The sequence below is a fragment of the candidate division WOR-3 bacterium genome (assembly GCA_039801365.1).
GTDB lineage: Bacteria > Hydrothermota > Tepidihabitantia > Tepidihabitantales > Tepidihabitantaceae > JBDRUN01.
This window is the reverse complement of record JBDRUN010000002.1, coordinates 62,075-80,890: the sequence shown is the minus strand read 5'-3', so window position 1 is coordinate 80,890 and position 18,816 is coordinate 62,075. Positions and strand designations below refer to the sequence as shown.

The following is an 18,816-nucleotide window of genomic DNA, read 5'->3' as shown; positions in this document are numbered from 1 at the left end:
CTCGACCTTGACGAGTTGCTGGCGCTACGGGTATCATATGAAACGCGCAAGCGTCAGGCAGGGGGTCACGATGTGCCTTGGCCGGCCCGTAGTCGAACAGAATCGCCTTGCCGTACTCTGAGAGCAGTTCTTCCTGTCGTTTCGGCGAGGCAGAGCCGATGGCCTGCGAGAAGGTAGCGCTGTATTCCAGCAGGAAACCGTCCCGACACAGCCGCTGCTGCTTGTCCTTCCACTTCTTCTCTTCGGAAGCCGTGCCCTTGTGCCCTTCGTCAACAATAACCAGATTGTCGCTCTGTAGTTCTTCAAGCACGATGCTGACTCCGTCCTTGGACGGCTCTTCGGCCAGCTTGTGAATCTCGATGACCTTGACCATCGGGCCGAAAAGCCCGCCGCTGTTCGAGCGGTTCTCCACCAACAGCCCGGCGTTCAGCCCGCTTGCCTTCAGCTCCTTCAGGTGCTGGTCTGACAACCCTTCGCCCGGGGTGACCAGCAGAATATTGTTGAACGCCCGCCTGCCGTCCATCCGCCGCACAAGTGCCTCGGGATACCGGCCGTGCTCCAGATAATGAAGCACCTGCCAGATGTTCACGTGCAAGAGCAACGTCTTACCCGAACCAGTGGCCATAAAGAACGCCATCCGCCGCAGGTCGTCAGCTTCGAATCGCGTCGTGGCCTCGAGGGTTGAGTCTTCCCGCTGAAGCCCGGAGAGAAACTCATTCAGCTCATTCAGCAGACCGGTCGGGTTCTGCGTCAGCCGGTCAAGATAGACCTCAGCGGCAAGCACGGCCAGATACTGGAAGTAGCGAAACCGGAAGTCACGCCGATGCCGTGCCAGCCTGTGTTCATACCCAAGCACACGCCGGTCATAGACCGCTAGCTGGTCGCGGTCGAGCTTCAGTCTGTCCTGCAGGACCAGCCGGTCGAAAAAGTGGCTCTGACTATCGTCACCTGCACCTTCGGGCACCAGCCGCAATAGGTTTTTCAGTTCCTCGAAGCTCTCTGCCCCAAGCTGAGACAGAAACCAGCGATTCAGCACCAGTCGCTGGGCAAGTCTGCCGCCAGTTATAAACCCGGGCATGGGTCAGGCCGACTCCTCTTCTCCTGCGGTCATCAGCCGCTTGAACAGCGCGTCGAGCGAAGTGATGCCCGGCACTGCGCAGTCGCCGTTGATGAACTTCTCATCGTACGATTCGCCTGCGGCCGAAAGCTCCGCGAGTTTCGCCTCGAGGAAATCACGCTCTTCCTTTGGCTTCAGTCCGTCCATATCGCGCCACAGCACCAGCACCCGGCGTTTCCCTTCTCGGTCGGTCGCCTTCACCACCCGATACTCGCGGCCGTCGTGCTGCCAAGTCTCATATCGCTTCACCCGCAGGCCGTAAAGATAGTTGAAGGTCTCCACCAGGTCGGCCTGCTGCTGCTTCGGCCCGTCCTCGGTGAGTATCTCCAGTGTGTAGGAGAACGGATGCTCGAACTTCGCCAGATTCACCATCGTATCTGTGGCCTCAAGCGGCAATTTCACCAGATACCGGATGCTGTACTCACTCTCGCCGACCGCGTTCTTATAGGCCTGCTCGCGCTTCTCAACCCGCTCCTGCGTGCCGTTGGTGGCGATGTTGTGCAAAGCGTCCTCGTAGCTCTCAAGACGCAGAATCTTCACCAGCCGCGGAGTGCGCTCGGCCTCTTTCTTTGTTGCCAGCCGCTTCGGCTTGCCGTCCTTCCACTCTGGCGAATACATCACCTTCACAATCCTTGGCACCAGCACGGTGTCAAAGTACTCCCCCATCTCCACCAGTATGAACTTCCTCTGCCCGCCGTCCTCCCGATTCAGATTGATGACCGCATGGCCGGTCGTGCCAGAACCGGCGAAGTAATCAACGATCAGAGGGTCCTTGTGACAGATCGTAGCAGCTGAGATGCAGTCCAATACGGTATAGAGCGATTTCGGATAGGAGAACAAGGGTGCACCGATGATGCTTGTTAGCAAGTTCGTCCCGTGGGCCCCTGCATTGTACCGCGTGTCAGTCCAGTTGCTAGGGATAGGCTTGTGCCTTTCAGCTATGTTAGGTTTGATGTAGACGGTCTTGTTGCATACACACTCCAAATTACCTAGCGCGAGTTCACGAAAGAACGATTCATAGGACCGTCGCCACACACGTTCTGTTCCGTCTTCACTGACCGGGTATATTCGGAGGTAGCCTCTGGAAGTTTCCCCTTTGGGGTAGTTGTCTCCTTGTGGGGGTGGTTCGGCCCCTACAATCTTAGATGTAGAAGGATCAACCAACACGGCGTAGAAGCTGTTGGGACGGCCTTTGCGAAGATTGCTCTGAGCAGTACCAGTTCGAACAAAACCTATCCGACCTTGGGAACCATCGCTTCGGGGGCCGTATAGCAACTTTTTCCCAGTCGGCGTGAGAAAAATCGCATATTCATGTGTTGCCGAAATATTAGCGCCTTCAAGTCCTGCTCCAGCAGGATGATGATTGACAACAACTACATTCTCATCGAACGACGGGAACAAGAGCTTTGCAATTTCTGAAAGAAAAGTCTTTTCAGTATCGTCTATAGCGATGATTAGCGTACCGTCGTGCAGCAATAGGTTTCCGCCCAAGCGCAGCCTGTTTCCCAGCAACGTTATCCATGACGAATGTTTGTAGTTGTTCTTGTACAGAATTACTGACGCGGGCGTATTGTACGGCGGGTCAATGTAGATGCATTTGACCTGTTCGCGAAAGCGCTCCAGGAGCAGGCGCAGGGCCTGGTAGTTCTCGCTGTGGATGAGCAGGCCGTCGGTTGCATCGTCCAGGTCGTCAAAGGGCAGGGATTCGATGAGCCGGCGGGTCCAGTCGGCCGGAAACAGGCGCGTGTCCACGACCAGGGTCGGATGACCTTTGAGGAAGTCAAGGTCAATCTTGCCCTTCTTGCCGAAGAATTCGTCCGGCTCAATAGCCAGCCAGTCTTTCCACTGCTTCAGTTGCGCCTTGTTCTTGACGATGTCGGGCCGGAACTGTCCCGGCACGTGCTGTATCGGTATCAGCCAACTGACTTCGGTAACGAACTTCTTTTTCTCAAACAGCCGCTTCTGTGCATCTTCGATCTGGGACAGGAATTCAATTATCTGTCCGGCCAGGCGCCGGAATACCTTTATCATCCGTAGCCGGGTCTGGATGTCGCCTTCGATGTCCCCAAGGTGCAGGACCTGGTCTTTGATGTAGAACTCCAGTTCCTGCTCAAGGAATTTCTTCAGGTTCTTGTGCACGAAGTAGTCGGTCGTACTGCGCCGGACAAAGTGGCGCAGGCGTTTGAGCAGCAGCGGTACCGGCTCAGCCGGTTTCTTGTCCTGTATCTGCTGTTTGGTACGGGTATCGGCCGAAAGTCTGCGCCGCAGTTGGGCATCAGGTATCTTCTTGAGCAGCGCCGACAGTTTGTCGAGAAGAATCTTGTCCTGGTCAGGCTTGCGCGCGTTCTCCTTGCCGCGATAGGAGATTATCTCCTGCTCGGTTGGTGGTCGGTACTCAAACCCGATACGGCATTCGTGCTTCTCGGTGTCGCATTCGATTGAGTCAGGCCGGGGAAAGAAGAACCGGTCGTCGCCTTTGACATTGTCCTTGGGCACCGAAGCTTCGACCAGCACAAACCGCACGCGCCATTCGGTCTTGTCGGCAAGGTCGCCGGACAGGGTGAAGGTGTAGTCCTTGAGCGTCTCGGCAGTCTTGACATAGTGCTGGTCCTTATTGGCCCAGTAGAACATTGTCTCCGAGCCGTCCCAGGGCACCGCGTAGGTTTCGCGAGCGCCATAGCGGCGCTTGGGAATGAAGTCGCCATCCTCGTAGTAGCGGGAGAAAAAGTTGAACAGGTGGTTGAAGACCTCGGTCTTGTCGGCAACCGTTGACTCAGCCGTTGCAAGACGGCCCCGCAAGGCCTCGTACTCGGCGACCTTTTCCCGGTCTTTCTTGCCCAGCCCTTTGGCCCGCTCGGAGTTGACCGTGCCATCGGACTCCAGAATCTGTTCGTTGACCTCGGTACGCAAATAGGTGGCCAGCTCATCAACCTTCTGTTTCAGTGTCCCCGTCTCGCTGTCGGCTATGGTGGCAAATGCCTTGTCAACTTCTTCGGGCAACTGCTGAGTGATGAATGCCTCAACTTCGTCCCGCTTCAGCCGCAGCAGGCGATACAGGCCGAAGTCCAGGTCGGAATAGTCAACCTGTAGCAGTTCTCGGATTAGTCCTTGGAATCGCTCCAACGGTGTCTCAATCTGCGGCATTCTAATCACCTCCTCTGTGAACTGCGGCATCAGCAGTACGTAGCCAATGATTCATCTGGCGCCGATGCTAGGACGTGGGGTTTCGGTGTCAAGCTCCTTACTCTCGAACCTGCGCGACAATTAGGCTCCTTTCCGGCCCGGCCCTGGGTCACTCATTGCGCGCCAGTGTAGTCAAGCAGAAGGTAGCGGTCAAGCGGACGGAGAGATTGATACCAGATTCCAGAATCGCAGAGGTGGACGCTGGCAGCTTACTGCCGCTGGACTTTGGAGTTCAGAACTCAGCGTTCAGCGTTGTCGGCTGCGTTACTTGAGGAAGGAAACACGGAGCTTTGGTACGCGGCGAAAGCGCTGGTCCCAGGTGAGAAGCCGGCGGTCGTTCTGAATCGCGAGCGCGGCCAGAATGGCGTCGCTCATCGGCAGCGTCACTGCCTGACTCTTGGTCTTTGCCCCGAGTAACTGCCTTGCTTCGTCGAGCAGACTTTTGGGTATGTCCAGCGTGGTTCTCGTATACACCAGCATAGCACGATATGCACCATAATCGTACACAAGAATCACGCATAAATACTACACACACACGAGCTCGATCCAGACCCACTAGGGAAACATGCGCCAGAACAGAGAAGGCAGACAACAAGCAGAATCCCACCAGGAGAAACCGTAACCACACGGTAAACGTATGTTTACATACCCTGCCAAACGCCAGAAGACGGTCTTGCACCACTGGCGGAATATGTAACGGTTTTTCATGGTGTTAGCGATATGCGCGAACCTATTCCTTGGGCTTGATTTCTTTCCTGGCCTAGCTAGGTTCTTGGCACGGGCAGTACGGCTGTTGTGGCCCGGGGTTTGTAAGAACATTATGGGCCGCCTGCAAGTCCCGACCGGTAACGGCGTTGGCCTGCCGGGAACCAGGCGGTCGTGTTCAGGTAGTGTTCAACGCCGATTGGAGCAGTCGTGTCGGGTAGCAGGATGAACTCGGAACAACACAGAGTGAAAGGCGGGGTCAAGGAACCTAAAGGCACAAGGCCCAGGGCACAAGCAGGGCGGGCGGAGACAGAGCAAGGCAAACAGGCCGGACCGAACGCAACAATCACCGGCGGAAAGGTTGCCGCTGCAGTGCAGCGCGTCCTGGCCGGCGACGTGAACGCGTATGAACAGGTCTACCGGGCGTGCGACAACGGCTTGCGCGCTTTCATCGCCGCGCGGTACGGACATCTCGGCGCAGGCTTTGTGGACGAGGTCGCCGTCAGGACGCACGAGCGCGTCTTTCTCAGGCTTGATAGGTTCAACCCGGACAAAGGCGCATCGTTCCAGACTTGGATGAACTGGCAGGCGCTTAGCGTGGCCCGGGAAGTCATCGAGGAACGGTTCGGTGTCCGGCGGGTCCGGGACAGAACTGGCAGGCGTCGGGACGCGCCGAGGTTCGAGGCGTTCGACGAGGAGGTGCACGCCGAGTACGTACCGACCCAGCCCGGCCCGGAAGAGCTTCGTGAACGCGAGGAGCGCAGCCGGCTGCTCTGGCAGGAGTATAACTCGCTGGCCGAGCAAGGACGGCTGTCCATCGCCTGCCACGACCTGGAGGGCCGGACGTTCGTGCAGACTGCCCGGCGTCTGGGCGTATGCGTCAGCCGGGTACGGCGCGAGCGCGAGCGTGCACTGGCCGTCCTCAGGCGCCGGTTGCAGGAACACGGTATCAGGCCGTTTGAAGCAGCGTTCACGAAGGCGCTCCGCTTCCGGGCCTATGGCCAAAGCATGGGCGAGGACGATGACTGGTGCGCTTCAGTGACAGCACGTCTGCCCGATGGGCCTCCTCCGCTGGCTGATGCAGCGGCAAAGAGGATGACCGATGAGTTCTGAGTGCAATGCGGCGGGGACAAGGCAGAAGTCGGGATTCAGAACTCATGACTCATAGTTCAGAACCTGCCGGCGCGGCTTTCATTCTCTTGGGCAAATCAGCCTTTCTCGACCATATAACTTAGTGAAGGGGACTGACTGCGGTCAGTCTCCACTATTCCGCGAAGTTCTCTAACTGCCCAAAGGGGCGAAAGGAGTCCAAAATGGATCCAGTAAAGAGAATCGCCAAGTGGAATGCGAAGTATAACACCGAGCGTATCAAGGCCACGCTCGATGACCTCAGGCCCGGTATGCTCGAAAGTGTCACTTTCGTGTTCCCGCTGCTTGCGGCCATGGAGCTTGAGGTGAAGCAGGTGTTGGACCAGGAGGGTGTCTCGATCATCGAGTATCCCTTCTACCTCAGTTTTGGCCGCGAACTGTGGCGCCTGAAGCGGATGAACGTCTCTGGTGAGTCGCTGGCGGCCGAGGCCGCAATCCTGATTGGCAAGTGGGTTGCGCGCGGCCTGTCCCAGTCGGTTCTCGAGACCATCCGGACCCAGGTCTTCGACATCGGCGCCCCGACCCCATAGTTGAGGTTGCCGACGTCGGATCAAAGCCCGGCAGGCTGTCTTCGGCCTGCCGGGCCATTACTGGCGAACAGGTCTGCCGCGATTGACATCACCGCCATCTGCCGGCATTGAATTCAGGGCTAGCTCCCAGTCTGGCCCAAAACACCAAGCCTGGTTCGGCCGACAAAACCAAGCACCGCAGCGCCAACCTGAGAGCAGTGGTAATTGATGCGTTCAAGGTCGGAGATGAAGTCGAGGTGCACGGTCGAGGTGTCAAGCGATTCTTTCTGGCCCCGGCGCACACGTTCAAGATGACGGTTGTGCAGGTCGCGCTTGCGCTCTACCCCTCGGTCCTTGGCCGCAACAAGCCGGCGGGCAATTCCTGCGTCCCAGGTGGCAACGCAGGCGACCGCGGCTCGGACGTTCTCGCCGACCTCAGCGTGGAATGACCGGATTTCGTCCAGGCCTTCTTCGGAAAAGGCAAGACCATGCTCAATACGCTTGGCCGCATGGGCCATCAGGCTCTTTGACACAATGTCGGCGATGTGTTCAAGTTCATCGGTGATATGGAACAGCGCAACGGTTTTGTGCGAGAGCCGGTCGGAGAGCTCTTCCTGTGAGATCCGGGCGAGAAATCCGATGAGTCCCTCTTCCAGCCGGTCAACCTGGTCGTCAAGCGCCACGAGCTCCCGCCGGCCTTCCTTGTCACGATTGAGAAATACTTCGATTGAGCGGTTGTACATCAGCACCACACGGTCAGCCATGCGCAGGACCTCACGGGTAGCCTGGGCAATCGCAAGTTCGGGTGCTTCAAGCGCGCCCGGGTCTAGGTAGCGCGGCCCGAACTTTCTCCGGCCCGACTCCGGCACGAGCAACTGGAGCAGCCGCTGGTAGGGGCCGAGCAGGGGCAGGAATACAATCAGTGCGAAAAGGTTTATCAGCGTGTGGGCGTTGGCAACCTGACGGGCCGTGTCGCGGGCAGTCAGTAGGACCAGCCGAGTAAGCCATGGTAGAAACGGCAGACAGATGGCAACAATGATTACCTTGAACAAGAGATGGCCGACCGCAATCCGCCGCGCTTCGACCGGGCCGCGCCACGCCGCAATGAGCGCCGCAAAGCTTGACCCAATGTTTGCGCCGAGGATGAACGGAATCGCGGTCGCGATGTCAACAAGGCCGGTGAAGGCAAGCCCGACGACGATGCCAATCGTTGCGGCCGAGGAGCGCACGAGTGCCGTAAGAACAACTGCGACCAGAAGCCCAAGCCAGGGGACATGGCCAAGCCGGACGATGCTGAGTGCGATTTCCGGCACTGCGCGCACTGGCTCGACCGCGGCAAAGACGATCTTGAGCGAGAAGAAAACGAGTCCAAAGCCAAATATCGCCTGGCCAAGGTTCTTCAGCCGGCGATGCGAGTTCATCAGAATAAATCCGATGACGGCGACGACGAGCGCATAATCGAAGAACCGGAACGCAAGAATCTGAACCGTAATGGTCGTACCGATGTCGGCGCCGAGCACGACCGCAAGCGACTGACCGAGCCCGAGAATGCCGGCTGAGGCAAGTCCGATGAGAAGCACGGTCGTCGCGCTGGAGGACTGAAACACCGCGGTGATGACCACGCCGACCAGCGCACCAAGCCAGCGATTGGCGGTAAGCGAAAAAACGGCCTGGCGCAGCCGGTCACCGGCAAGACGGCGCAGACCCTTGGACCCGTAATAAAGCCCGAACAGAAAGAGGGCAAGCCCGCCCGCAAGTTCAATAATCGAGACGAAATACCAGCCGCGGCGCAGCGCAGTTGCGGCGAGCACAAGCTCCTGGTTTTCTGTCCGTGCAAGAACGCGGTACTCGCCCGGGTTTGCGCCGAGCCGCAGCCGGACCCGGGCAACACCATGTTCGTCGGTCCGGACCAGAGTATCGCCCAAGGCCGCGCGTTGTGCCGGCGAACGATTCTCAGCCGGCTCGGAAAGAACTTCAAATCGTACCGACACACCAGGAACTGGCCGGCCAGAACTTGTTATCTGGACCGCAAGCGGCCGGCTTAGCTCAAGTCCGGCCTCGCCAGCCTGGCCCGAACCTGACACATCCTCACCTCCAAACCGGGCCAGCGACAAGACCGGTCCAGCACGCACCAGGCCAGCCACAAGAAGCAATATGGCAAACCGAAACATTGCGCCCAAACCCTACTCCGACGAAAGCTGGATGTCAAGACCACAAAGCCAAGGCCGGCACGGCAACCGAATGGACAACCGCAGGCTAACACCTTGAATACACAGACCTTAGTTCCGACACGAGCCGAATCGGAACAGGTGTGGCCAGATTCACGGCCAGCGCGAATGTCCTTTTATGTCGCAGTATTTCAATATGTTATGTTACCGGTCTTCTTGTTTTGTCGTCGACCAGCCCTGTGAACATAGTCGCCCTGGGGTTGACAAGTGTCGGAATTCTGGTATATTCCTGAGACGTATGGGGTTTGGCGACAGCCCCTATAGAGCGGCGCGGCCTGAGTCGGCGCCTGCGGTACAGGAACCAGATTCCGAGTCACAGCCGCCAGGTGACGCACGACCAGGCCCGGCCGTTTCAATCATTGTCCCGGCATACAACGAAGTCGCTTCGATCGAACCGCTGCTTGCCGAAGTTGCGGCAAAGTGCGGCCCGGATTACGAGGTTGTCCTTGTTGACGACGGCTCAACTGACGGTACCTACGAGGCGGCAATTGCCGCTGTTGAACGTTATCCGTTCCTTACTGTGCTCCGGCATCCGCGCAACCTGGGCAAGACCGCGGCAATACTCACCGGGTTTGCTGCCTGCCGAGGAGAAATAATCTCAATAATGGACGCCGACCTGCAGTTTGACCCTGAAGACGTTGTCCGGCAGGTGGCAAAGGTCAGAGAAGGTTTCGACATCGTGACCGGCCAGAAACGGGGGCGGTACGAGAAGCGCTTCGTATCCTCGGTCTATAACTGGCTTGCACGGCTGGTATTCGGACTCAAGGTCAGGGATATTAATGCACTCAAGACTTTCCGGCGCGAGGTGCTGGAGGAAATCCACCTGCGGCGGGACTGGCACCGCTATATCGTACCCCTAGCTGCATCCCGCGGGTTTGCCGTGGCTGAAATCCCGGTGTTGCTCCGGCCGCGTCACTTCGGCGTGCCAAAGTATTCGGGCGCAGGCCGAATTCTTATCGGGCTGTTCGACCTAGTCGCAGTCGGTTTTCAACTAACGTTCATGCGCAAGCCGATGCTCTACTTCGGCGTGCTCGGCACCGGTGCTTTGTTCTCAGGCCTGGTAGTTGGCATCGTCGCTGTCATACTCCGGCTATGTGGACACGGATTCAGGCCCCTGCTCTACCTCGTGTTGCTTCTGGTACTGACTGGGCTTGTCTTGTTCGCCGCCGGGTTTCTGGGTGAGTCGCTCGCCACTATCAGCGATCGGCTCGAGCGAATCGAGCAGGCGCGGCGAACTGCGAATGACCGGACGCGAATTCACGGTCCCCGACCTCAGGATTCCGGGTCACACCCGAAGCCTGCGACCGGAACCGGACCGGGGACGGATACAAGTTCCTGGGACAAGGCCTCTAACGATGCACAATGCACAAGGTAACCAGGGCCGCACCGGCATCCTCCGAGCCTGCCGGACCGCACACCGAGACCAGCGTCCTGAAACCGTCTCCAGCCAAGAAAGGTCTGAAGTCGCTAATCCGTGTTGCAGTATCGGTCGGTCTTCTGGCCGCACTTGTATTTCTCTTTCGCGACCGGCTGCCCCAGGCAGTAGGCTACATCCGGCACTTGCAGCCGGTGCCGTTGTTGCTCGCAACGCTGTGGTACGGACTTTTCGTCCTTGTATCAGCATGGCGCTGGCAGGTGCTGCTTACTGCACGCGGGCTGCGTTTCTCGACCTGGTATCTGACACGCGTCTTCGTGCTCGGGCTTTTCTTCTGCAAGCTGCTACCGACGTCTATTGGTGGTGACGTGATGCGCATCGCCTATACCGCACCAAAGGGTCGGGGGGTCGACGCTTTCTCGGCGACGTTTCTTGACCGGCTCATCGGATTTGTAAGCCTCTCCTTCCTCGCGGTAGCAAGCGCTCTTGTCCTGTTCGCAACACAGGGGCTCTGGGGCCAAAACCTCGCGCTGCGCAAGAATCACCTCGGAGCAGTTACCGCGAGTCTGCGCGGGGATCTGATGTTTGCCCTCTTGCTGCTAATCCTCGTGCTGCTTGTTGCCATGACCTTAATGCTCTTCAATGACCGTGCACACCGGCTGGTATCACTCTCGCTCGGTCGAGTCCGGTTTGCCGGCGTTGGTACGCTTCTGGACCGCGCCTACAGCGCCGTGAAGCAGTTTCGGAATCACTATGGGCCGCTTGGCGTCAGCTTCACTCTGGGAATCGGTGTGCAGACCTGCCTTTCTTTTTCCTGGTACCACTCGGCCCAGGCGGTCGGCGCCGCTGTGCCCCTAGTTTACTATTTGATCTTCATACCGCTCCTGAACATCGTTGTGAACGTGCCCTCCATTGGTGGCCTGGGTGTCAGAGAAGCATCTTTTGTCGCGCTATTCACCCAGAGCTGGGTATCTGGCGCATTGACCGACTCTCGCGCTTTCGCGATTGCGGTAGTCTTTCTGGCGCTGGACCTAGTATTTGCACTAGTGGGAGGGCTACTGTTTGCGTTCATGCGACGGCCGTCAGGTACCGCATGAAAGCCATATTACCCGGAGGATAGTAATGTTTCCCAGACCTAGACCGAACATCGAATCAATTCAGCCGTACAAACCGGGCAAGCCGGTTGAGCAGGTTGCACGCGAGCTGGGGCTACGCGGGCCGATTGATAAGCTTGCCTCAAACGAGAACTCGCTTGGTCCGTCACCCAAGGCGCTTGCCGCCCTGCGCCGAACCCTGCACGAACAGTACTACTATCCCGAAGATACCTGTTACCTTCTGCGTGAACGACTGGCAAAGCTGCATAAGGTGCCAATTGATTCGGTTATGGTCGGCAACGGCTCAGTCGAACTGATTAGCGCTGCCTGTCTGGCGTACCTTGAGCCGGGTGACGAAGTCGTCATGTCAGCTGGGTCGTTCATCATGGCGAAAATCAGTGCCAGAATAATGAACGCCCGGCTGGTCGAGGTACCCACCAAAGACTATGTCCACGACCTTGACCGCATCCTCGAAAACATTACCGAGAAGACGAAAATCCTATATCTGGACAACCCGATGAATCCGCTAGGTACGATAGTCACCAAGGACAAACTGGGCCGGTTCATCGAGAAGCTGCCGAATACGGTGCTGACGATTGTGGACAATGCCTACGCGGACTACATTGCAACGCGCAAATACCCGAACGCGGTTGACTACGTCAAACAGGGCCGGAACGTACTCGCCCTGCGCACTTTTTCAAAAGCACACGGTCTGGCTGGACTCAGGATCGGATACGGCATTGCCAACCCGGAAATCGTCGGTAACTTGGCCAAAGTCCGGTTACCGTTCAACGTGAACCGGGCCGCCCAGGCCGCGGCGCTGGCCGCACTTGACGACGAACGGCACGTCAACCGCAGCCGCCGTTACAACGAGGAGGGCAAGAAGTATCTCTACCGGGAACTTACCCGGCTCAACGTCTTTCATATTCCCAGCTACACCAACTTTGTTTTCATGAACTTCGCGCTCGACTCACAGGTAGTCTACGAGAAACTCCTACGGCTCGGCGTGATTACCCGCATGGTCAAAGAGTACGGATTCCCCAATGCGCTGCGGGTGACGGTCGGCACGATGGAACAGAACCGGCGGTTCATCGCCGCTCTCGGCCGAGTCCTTAAGGAACTACAGGAGACGCCGCAGACGTCATTCCAACCTAGGTCCTGACGCACGGCACCGAACCCGGCCTGGCTCGGAGTTCAGGTCGCGGTCGCTATTTCACCTGCCCGTAAGGAGTTCTTCGATCCTTACGAGCGCCTTTTGGATATTCTCAATCGAGTTTGCGTACGAAAACCGCAGGAATCCATCTCCGAACTTGCCGAAGCAGGTGCCGGCCAGGCACGCAACGCCCTTTTCCTCAAGCAAGCGGCTGGCAAGGACCTCGCAATCTACTCCTGTGCCCTCAATGTTCGGGAACGCGTAGAATGCCCCCAGCGGCTTCTTGCACCGAAATCCCGGCAGGCGGTTCAGGCCGTCAACGATAACGTCCCGCCGGCGCCTGAACTCCGAAATCATCGCATCAACCTCGTCCCGGGGACCGGTCAGAGCGTCTATACAGGCCCTTTGGGAGAAGCTGGCGGTGCAGGAGTTGGTATTGGTCTGAATCCGGGCCAGCTTCTCGGCCATTTCGCGCGGCATGATGCCGTAGCCGACCCGCCAGCCGGTCATCGCAAATGTCTTGGAGAAGCCGTCGAGAATGATGAGGTGGCGATGGATTTCCGGAAAACGGCTGATGCTCGCAAACTCGCCCTCGTAGAGTATCTCGGAGTAGATTTCATCGGATAGCACCCAGCAGTCGTGTTCTAGCGCAGTGTCAGCGATAAGACGCAGGTCCTCGGCCGTAAGCACTCCACCGGTTGGGTTCTGTGGAGAATTCAGAATAATGAGCTTGGTGCGGTGATTCACAAGTGCAGCGAGTTCCTCGGCGTCGAGTCGGAAGTCTCGCTCTTCACGCAGCCTTATCGGCACAGCGCGGCCACCCATGTACTGAATCATTGACTCGTATATCGGAAATCCCGGGTTGGGATAAATGACTTCGTCCGATTCCTCAACTAGGGCCATGATGGCGAATGCCATCACCGGCTTGGCCCCCGGTGTAACCACCACTTGGTCAGGGTCAAACTTGACCCCGCGCAGTTTGCCGGCATAGCGGGCAATCGCCTCGCGCAGTTCCGGCAGGCCCGCGGACGGACCATAATGGGTCCAGCCCTCGTCCAATGCACGTTTTGCGGACTCAACAATATGGCGTGGTGTGCCGAAGTCAGGCTCGCCGATTTCTAGGTGGACAACGTCCATCCTGCACTCAAGTGCTTTGGCCCGGCACAGGCAGTCGAATGCGGTCTCGGTCCCGAGGCGATTCATCCGTTCGGCGAGGCGTTTCATTTTGCTCCTCCGGACGACCCTTTCTTCACCTTCCCCCTGGTCGGAGCCCTGCCTGCGGCTGGTTTCTTTGTAACCGGTTTTCTCGCCGGTTTAGCTGTCCCAGCAAGTTCGCACAGCTCCCGTGCCTTGGCCGCGATATGTTCCGCCGAGACCTCGAATTCCCACATCAGCTCCCACGGTTGACCTGACTCGCCAAACCGGTCATGGACCCCGACACACCCGAACGCGAGCGGCTTACCGTATAGCTCGGGTGCAGTGAGTAACGCCCGAGCCACCAGGTTCGCCAGACCACCCACTTGGTGCTCCTCCGCAGTAACAACAACGCCGGTCTCAAGCGCAGCCCGCACAAGCGGAGCCGGGTCCAACGGCTTCAGGGTGTGAACGTTCAAAACCCTAGTCTCGAGTCCGTACTCCTGCTTTAGAATCCAGGCAGCGCGCATTGCCTCAGGCACCATCGGGCCGCAAGCCACAACTGTCAGGTCCTCGTGCTCATCCTTGTACCTGTCGGCCAGGGTCACGTCGAACGCATCGGCGAATCGCGGTTTCTCAGCCCGGAATCGGTACACGTTTGGCACACCCCAGACAAACGGTGTCTCCGGGCTCGTAACCACCGGTGTTGCCTCGCGGGCAAACCGGAGGTATTTCGGCCCCTTGACCTCCAGAAGCAGATATTCGGCAGCCCGCTGGGTCTCAACCGCATCACACGGCACCGACACATGCATGTTCGGCAGGCCACAGATCTGAAAAAGGTCTTCAAGTGCCTGATGGGTCGCTCCGTCCGGGCCGACCGATACCCCGCCGTGGGCGCCGGCGATGAACACATTGAAGTTGCCGTAGCACACAGTGGTACGGAGCTGGTCCAAGTTTCTGCCCGCTGCAAAAACGCCGTAGGTCCCAAACACCGGGAGTTTGCCTTCCTTAGCCAAACCGGCGGCAACATTCGTTCCGGACTGCTCGGCGATACCAACCGAAATCCACCGGTCGCACCTGCTCTCGTCACACTCAAAGAAGCGTGAGATTGCAATCGAGCCCGAAATGTCCGCGCCGATTGCAACAACCCGGCGGTCTGAGCCGCACTTCTCAAGCGCTGCGCCGAACCCAAGCCGGGTGGCCTTCATCTCGACCTTCATGTCTTCCTGCCGGTTCCAGAAGTAGTCACGGGAGAACTTCGGCACCTTGGCGGTCAGTATCTTCGTCGCCTCGGCCTGATAGGTTTCTGCTGCTCCAAGCAGTTTCTTGTAGTCCAGACGAAACTCCAAATTGAGCTCCTTCAGACCCTGAACCATCTGCTCGTGATTGGGCGCCTTGCCGTGCCAGCCTGCGACGTTTTCCATGAAGGACACGCCTTTACCCTTGGTCGTGTTCGCAATGATGACGGTCGGCTTATCCTTGACCTTGGCGGCCCGATCGAAGGCTGCAAGTATCTGGTGCATGTTGTGCCCGTCAATCTCGACGGTGTTCCAGCCGAAAGACCGGTACTTTTCGGCTATCGGCTCAATATTCTGTACGTCCTTGACCCAGCCGTCTATCTGGAGCCGGTTTTTGTCCAAGATGCAGCACAAATTATCCAACCTGAAATTCCCCGCCTCCATTGCCGCTTCCCAGATTTGCCCCTCCTGGTGCTCACCGTCGCCGGTCAGACAGTAAACCCGGCAGTCACGGTGGTCCAAGTACTTCAGGGCGTAGGCAATGCCGACCGCCACCGACAGGCCCTGCCCCAAGGAGCCAGAAGAGATCTCGACCCCGGGCAGCTTTAGCCGGTGCGGGTGACCTTGGTACGGCGAGTACAGTTTCCTCAGCCGAACAACATCTTCTACCGGGAAGTACCCTGCCATGCCAAGTCCCAGGTAAAGAGCGGGTGCCTTGTGGCCGGTGGACCAGATAATTCGGTCTCGGTCTTCCCAGTCCGGCCGTTCCGGGTCATGGCGAGCGACGTGCAGATATAGCGCCGCAGTGATGTCCATAATTGACAACGTGCCTCCGGCGTGGCCGGAACCGGCTGCACACAGAGCAACAAGGCTGTACCCGCGCATGAGGTTTGCGGCCTGTACGAGCGACGCCGGAGAGTATTCCTTTCTCACTTGACCGGTCTTGGAATCAACTATAGGCATCGGTTCACCCCCTGCTCATTGCTTAGGTATCTTCTGATAGTCCTCATAGAACTTCTTGATGCCAGCATCGGTCAACGGGTGCTTGATCATCTGGACCAGCACACTGTAGGGCACCGTGGCGATGTGGGCGCCCTGTCGAGCAGCTTCGACGACGTGGAGCGGGTGGCGGACGCTTGCGGCAATAATCTCACAGTTGAGGCTGTAGGAATCAACAAGCTCCACAATGTCCCCAACTAGCGATATGCCATCGTGGGAGATGTCATCCAGCCGGCCGACAAAGGGTGAGATGAATGTTGCTCCGGCCCGGGCAGCGAGTAGCGCTTGATTGACGGAGAATACCAAGGTGCAGTTCGTCATTATTTCTCTCTGAGCCAAACCCCTGATTGCTTTCAGTCCCTCCATGCACATAGGTATCTTGATGGCAACTTTTCTCGGATCGAGCTTGGCCCACTCCTCGCCTTCTATAACCATCCCGGCGGCGTCTTGGGAGACCACTTCGACTGAAACTGGGCCTTCGACCACCCTCAGAATATCCTTCACGCATTCCTTAAGTGGGCGCCCCGTCTTCTGGATCAGCGAAGGATTAGTTGTACATCCCTGCAAGATTCCCCAACTTGCCACCTCCTTGATTTCATTTATGTCGGCCGAATCTATGAAGATTTTCATACCATCCTCCTTTGATAATCCCCGTGTCCGGGGTTCGTTAGCTGCTCTGCCGTCGGGTGTCGGCCGGGAATTGCTTGGTGCATACTGCTTCGGACCATCGGCTGCTGGGGTCTGCCTTTACTGTGGAGGCAGTATAGCCGCACGTGTACCGAATGCAAGTGCTTCGTGATGTCTGCGCCAAGCGGATACGGCCTTTTCTTGTCGCCAATAGCGACTGCGACGATGAAGTCCCTCAAGTGGGCTGGGCCGATTCCAGCTTCGCTTCCTTGCCTGTATCCGGTCGCTCTCACAACAGCTGCGTTGATTATTCCTAAGCGGTCCCGCCACTAGTGTAGGGACACGCCCTTACGCCTTTTCTACCATCGCTCTCCCTTACCCTTGTATCTTTGGGAACCTCCGTTCGCAGCAAAAAAGATGACGCGTATAACTTGTTATAAAGGGTATTCGCTTACAACGCCTTAGTCTGTATCCGTTTGCCCAGCTTGGTGTGCTGTCAAGGGCGTCCACCGATTATTCCGTGCGGTGCGATTCCTACAGTGCGGGCTATGCTTCTAAACTGGAAGCGCTCGGTTCTGAACATCAGGCGCGTTCTGCCTGAGAACAGAAACAGTAATTTAGCAATGTGCTGCTGTTGATGCTGTTGAAGGGTGTGGATACTGGGTAATGCTGTATACGTGAGGCTCCAAGTAGATGGGGATAAAGAGTGGATAGTTTGATGGAGCAGTACACCAGAGAACGTAATCGCCACTTGTGCCACTGTGTTATCCACTGTCATCGAGCTATTCTAGAGGTAAGCTGATCTAGCTGATGGGCAAAGGCTGGATCCAACGCCCTCAACTGCTCGACTTTATCGATAGCATGCATGACCGTAGTGTGATCTTTGTTGCCAAGACAGCGGCCGATTTCCTTAAGCGACAGCGTAGTATTAGCACGGAGAAGATACATCGTAACCTGCCGGGCCAATGCGAGTTGTTTAGTACGGCTGCGCCCCTTGATGTCTGCGACACTAACACCGTAGGTGCTAGCCACAGCTTCCACGATGGCATCTTGAGTTATCGGCTGCTGTTGGGCAACGAGGTCCCTGAGCGCTGCCTCGGCGAGGGCTAATGTTACCGGACTGGCGCTGAGTGATGCCATCGCAAGAATCCGCGTCAGGCAACCCTCGAGGTCACGGACGCTGGTCCTAACCCGTGCTGCTACGTAGTGAGCAACTTCGTGCGGCAGCTCGCGCTCCTGTTGAGCAGCCTTCTGCTGGAGGATTGCAATTCTAGTCTCAAGGTCAGGGGGCTGGATGTCCACTACAAGCCCGGAACCGAGCCGTGAGGCAAGCCTTTCCTGCAAGGTCGGAATATCCCTTGGAGGCCTGTCGCTCGTAAATGCAACTTGGCTGCCGGCGTCGTGCAGGTGATTGAACATGTGGAAGATCTCTTCCTGAAGCCTTTCTTTGCCGACAAGGTAGTGTATGTCGTCAAGCAGGAGCAGGTCTAAACTCCGATACTTGCTCTTGAACTCAAGGCGCGTGCCTTTCTGGATTGCGTGGATGAGCTCAAGAAACAGTGTCTCGGCCGCGGCGTAGTAGACTTTAAGGTTGCGGTGCGTCTGAATCGCATGGTTGCCAATTGCTTGGAGCAGGTGTGTCTTGCCTAAGCCCGCACCTCCGTAGAGGAATAGGGGGTTGTATGCGGAGCCCGGCCTTTCAGCCACGTTTCTAGCCGCGGCGTATGCGAGCCGGCTGGACTCGCCGACTACGAAGTTAGCAAAGGTGTAGCGCGCTTGCAAGCGACCGTTCTCGGGCTTCGGGTTGCGGGGGTCGTGGCCGGACCTGGAGGAACCGGAAGCTGAGGAATATGACCGCACTCTGAGCCGGGCCGCATCCGCTACATCCCTGGCGCGGTATGAGACCGCAAGGCGGTTACGGGCTACGGCGCGGAGCGCTGTCGCTATCTCGGCAGAGTAGTGCTGGCCGATCCATTCGGCAAAGAACGAATTGGGCACCTCAACCGTAATTGAATCCTGGTTGAGTTCAACTCCTCTGGTTGGGGCTAGCCAGGTGTCAAACGCCTCCCGGCTCACCCGCAGCTTGAGACAGTCGAGTGCCTGAGCCCACGTTTCAGCGGCGGCGTTTGAACCGGTGCCTTGGGCAGGCAGTCCTTGGCCCGCGAGTCGAGAAGACCCCGACGAAACCAGATCTTTGCTCACAGTATCCACAGATTTATCCACATTACTAAGACAGGCAACTTACGACTAACAAATAAGTTAGGCCGTTGGCCGTACTTTATCCACAGAATTCCTAGTTGTGGTT

General features: G+C 57.6%; 14 protein-coding genes. 6 read left to right on the top strand and 8 right to left on the bottom strand.

Features of this window, described 5'->3' with window-relative positions:
- From ABIL25_00890 to ABIL25_00880, 3 genes are all read right to left on the bottom strand, one after another.
- Window positions 1-1,078, bottom strand: a 1,078-nt coding sequence (locus ABIL25_00890) for a DEAD/DEAH box helicase family protein (protein ID MEO0080836.1), incomplete at its 3' end; no start/stop codon positions are given.
- Between the two features lie 3 nt (window positions 1,079-1,081).
- Entirely contained in the window at window positions 1,082-4,261 is a 3,180-nt protein-coding gene (locus ABIL25_00885; GenBank protein MEO0080835.1) for a DNA methyltransferase, read from the bottom strand.
- A 303-nt stretch (window positions 4,262-4,564) separates the two neighbouring features.
- Entirely contained in the window at window positions 4,565-4,816 is a 252-nt protein-coding gene (locus ABIL25_00880) for a PIN domain-containing protein (protein MEO0080834.1), read from the bottom strand.
- A 561-nt stretch (window positions 4,817-5,377) separates the two neighbouring features.
- Here ABIL25_00880 and ABIL25_00875 point away from each other — a divergent pair.
- The gene (locus ABIL25_00875; protein MEO0080833.1) at window positions 5,378-6,118 is read left to right on the top strand and encodes a sigma-70 family RNA polymerase sigma factor; all 741 of its coding nucleotides are present in this window, start codon (window positions 5,378-5,380) and stop codon (window positions 6,116-6,118) included.
- A gap of 200 nt (window positions 6,119-6,318) precedes the next feature.
- A complete protein-coding gene (locus tag ABIL25_00870; GenBank protein MEO0080832.1) occupies window positions 6,319-6,684 on the top strand; it encodes a hypothetical protein in 366 nt (121 codons plus the stop codon).
- A 119-nt stretch (window positions 6,685-6,803) separates the two neighbouring features.
- Here ABIL25_00870 and ABIL25_00865 read toward each other — a convergent pair whose 3' ends face one another.
- Window positions 6,804-8,834, bottom strand: a complete 2,031-nt coding sequence (locus tag ABIL25_00865) for a Na/Pi symporter (protein MEO0080831.1) — start codon at window positions 8,832-8,834, stop codon at window positions 6,804-6,806.
- A gap of 295 nt (window positions 8,835-9,129) precedes the next feature.
- Here ABIL25_00865 and ABIL25_00860 point away from each other — a divergent pair, with 295 nt between their 5' ends.
- Genes ABIL25_00860 through hisC form a run of 3 tightly spaced genes read left to right on the top strand, consistent with a single transcriptional unit; the run spans window position 9,130 to window position 12,522 of the window.
- Window positions 9,130-10,266 (top strand): glycosyltransferase family 2 protein, encoded by a 1,137-nt coding sequence (locus ABIL25_00860; protein ID MEO0080830.1) that lies wholly within the window; start codon window positions 9,130-9,132, stop codon window positions 10,264-10,266.
- Window positions 10,254-11,363: a lysylphosphatidylglycerol synthase transmembrane domain-containing protein gene (locus tag ABIL25_00855; protein ID MEO0080829.1), complete on the top strand. Its 1,110-nt coding sequence runs from the start codon at window positions 10,254-10,256 to the stop codon at window positions 11,361-11,363. Before ABIL25_00860 ends, ABIL25_00855 begins: the two co-directional genes overlap by 13 nt.
- Window positions 11,364-11,388: 25 nt before the next feature.
- Complete coding sequence (hisC, locus tag ABIL25_00850) at window positions 11,389-12,522, top strand: histidinol-phosphate transaminase (protein MEO0080828.1); 1,134 nt, start codon at window positions 11,389-11,391, stop codon at window positions 12,520-12,522.
- Between the two features lie 51 nt (window positions 12,523-12,573).
- Here the strand turns inward: hisC and ABIL25_00845 are convergent, their stop codons facing one another.
- From ABIL25_00845 to fsa, 3 genes are read right to left on the bottom strand one after another with little or no spacing between them, the layout of a single operon-like run.
- Entirely contained in the window at window positions 12,574-13,737 is a 1,164-nt protein-coding gene (locus tag ABIL25_00845; protein ID MEO0080827.1) for a pyridoxal phosphate-dependent aminotransferase, read from the bottom strand.
- Window positions 13,734-15,848 (bottom strand): transketolase, encoded by a 2,115-nt coding sequence (locus ABIL25_00840; protein ID MEO0080826.1) that lies wholly within the window; start codon window positions 15,846-15,848, stop codon window positions 13,734-13,736. Before ABIL25_00840 ends, ABIL25_00845 begins: the two co-directional genes overlap by 4 nt.
- Window positions 15,849-15,863: 15 nt before the next feature.
- Window positions 15,864-16,514 (bottom strand): fructose-6-phosphate aldolase, encoded by a 651-nt coding sequence (gene fsa, locus ABIL25_00835; GenBank protein MEO0080825.1) that lies wholly within the window; start codon window positions 16,512-16,514, stop codon window positions 15,864-15,866.
- Here fsa and ABIL25_00830 point away from each other — a divergent pair.
- The gene (locus ABIL25_00830; protein MEO0080824.1) at window positions 16,501-16,683 is read left to right on the top strand and encodes a hypothetical protein; all 183 of its coding nucleotides are present in this window, start codon (window positions 16,501-16,503) and stop codon (window positions 16,681-16,683) included. The genes fsa and ABIL25_00830 overlap by 14 nt on opposite strands.
- 602 nt (window positions 16,684-17,285) lie before the next feature.
- Here ABIL25_00830 and dnaA read toward each other — a convergent pair.
- Entirely contained in the window at window positions 17,286-18,713 is a 1,428-nt protein-coding gene (gene dnaA, locus ABIL25_00825) for a chromosomal replication initiator protein DnaA (protein ID MEO0080823.1), read from the bottom strand.
- Window positions 18,714-18,816: the final 103 nt, after the last annotated feature.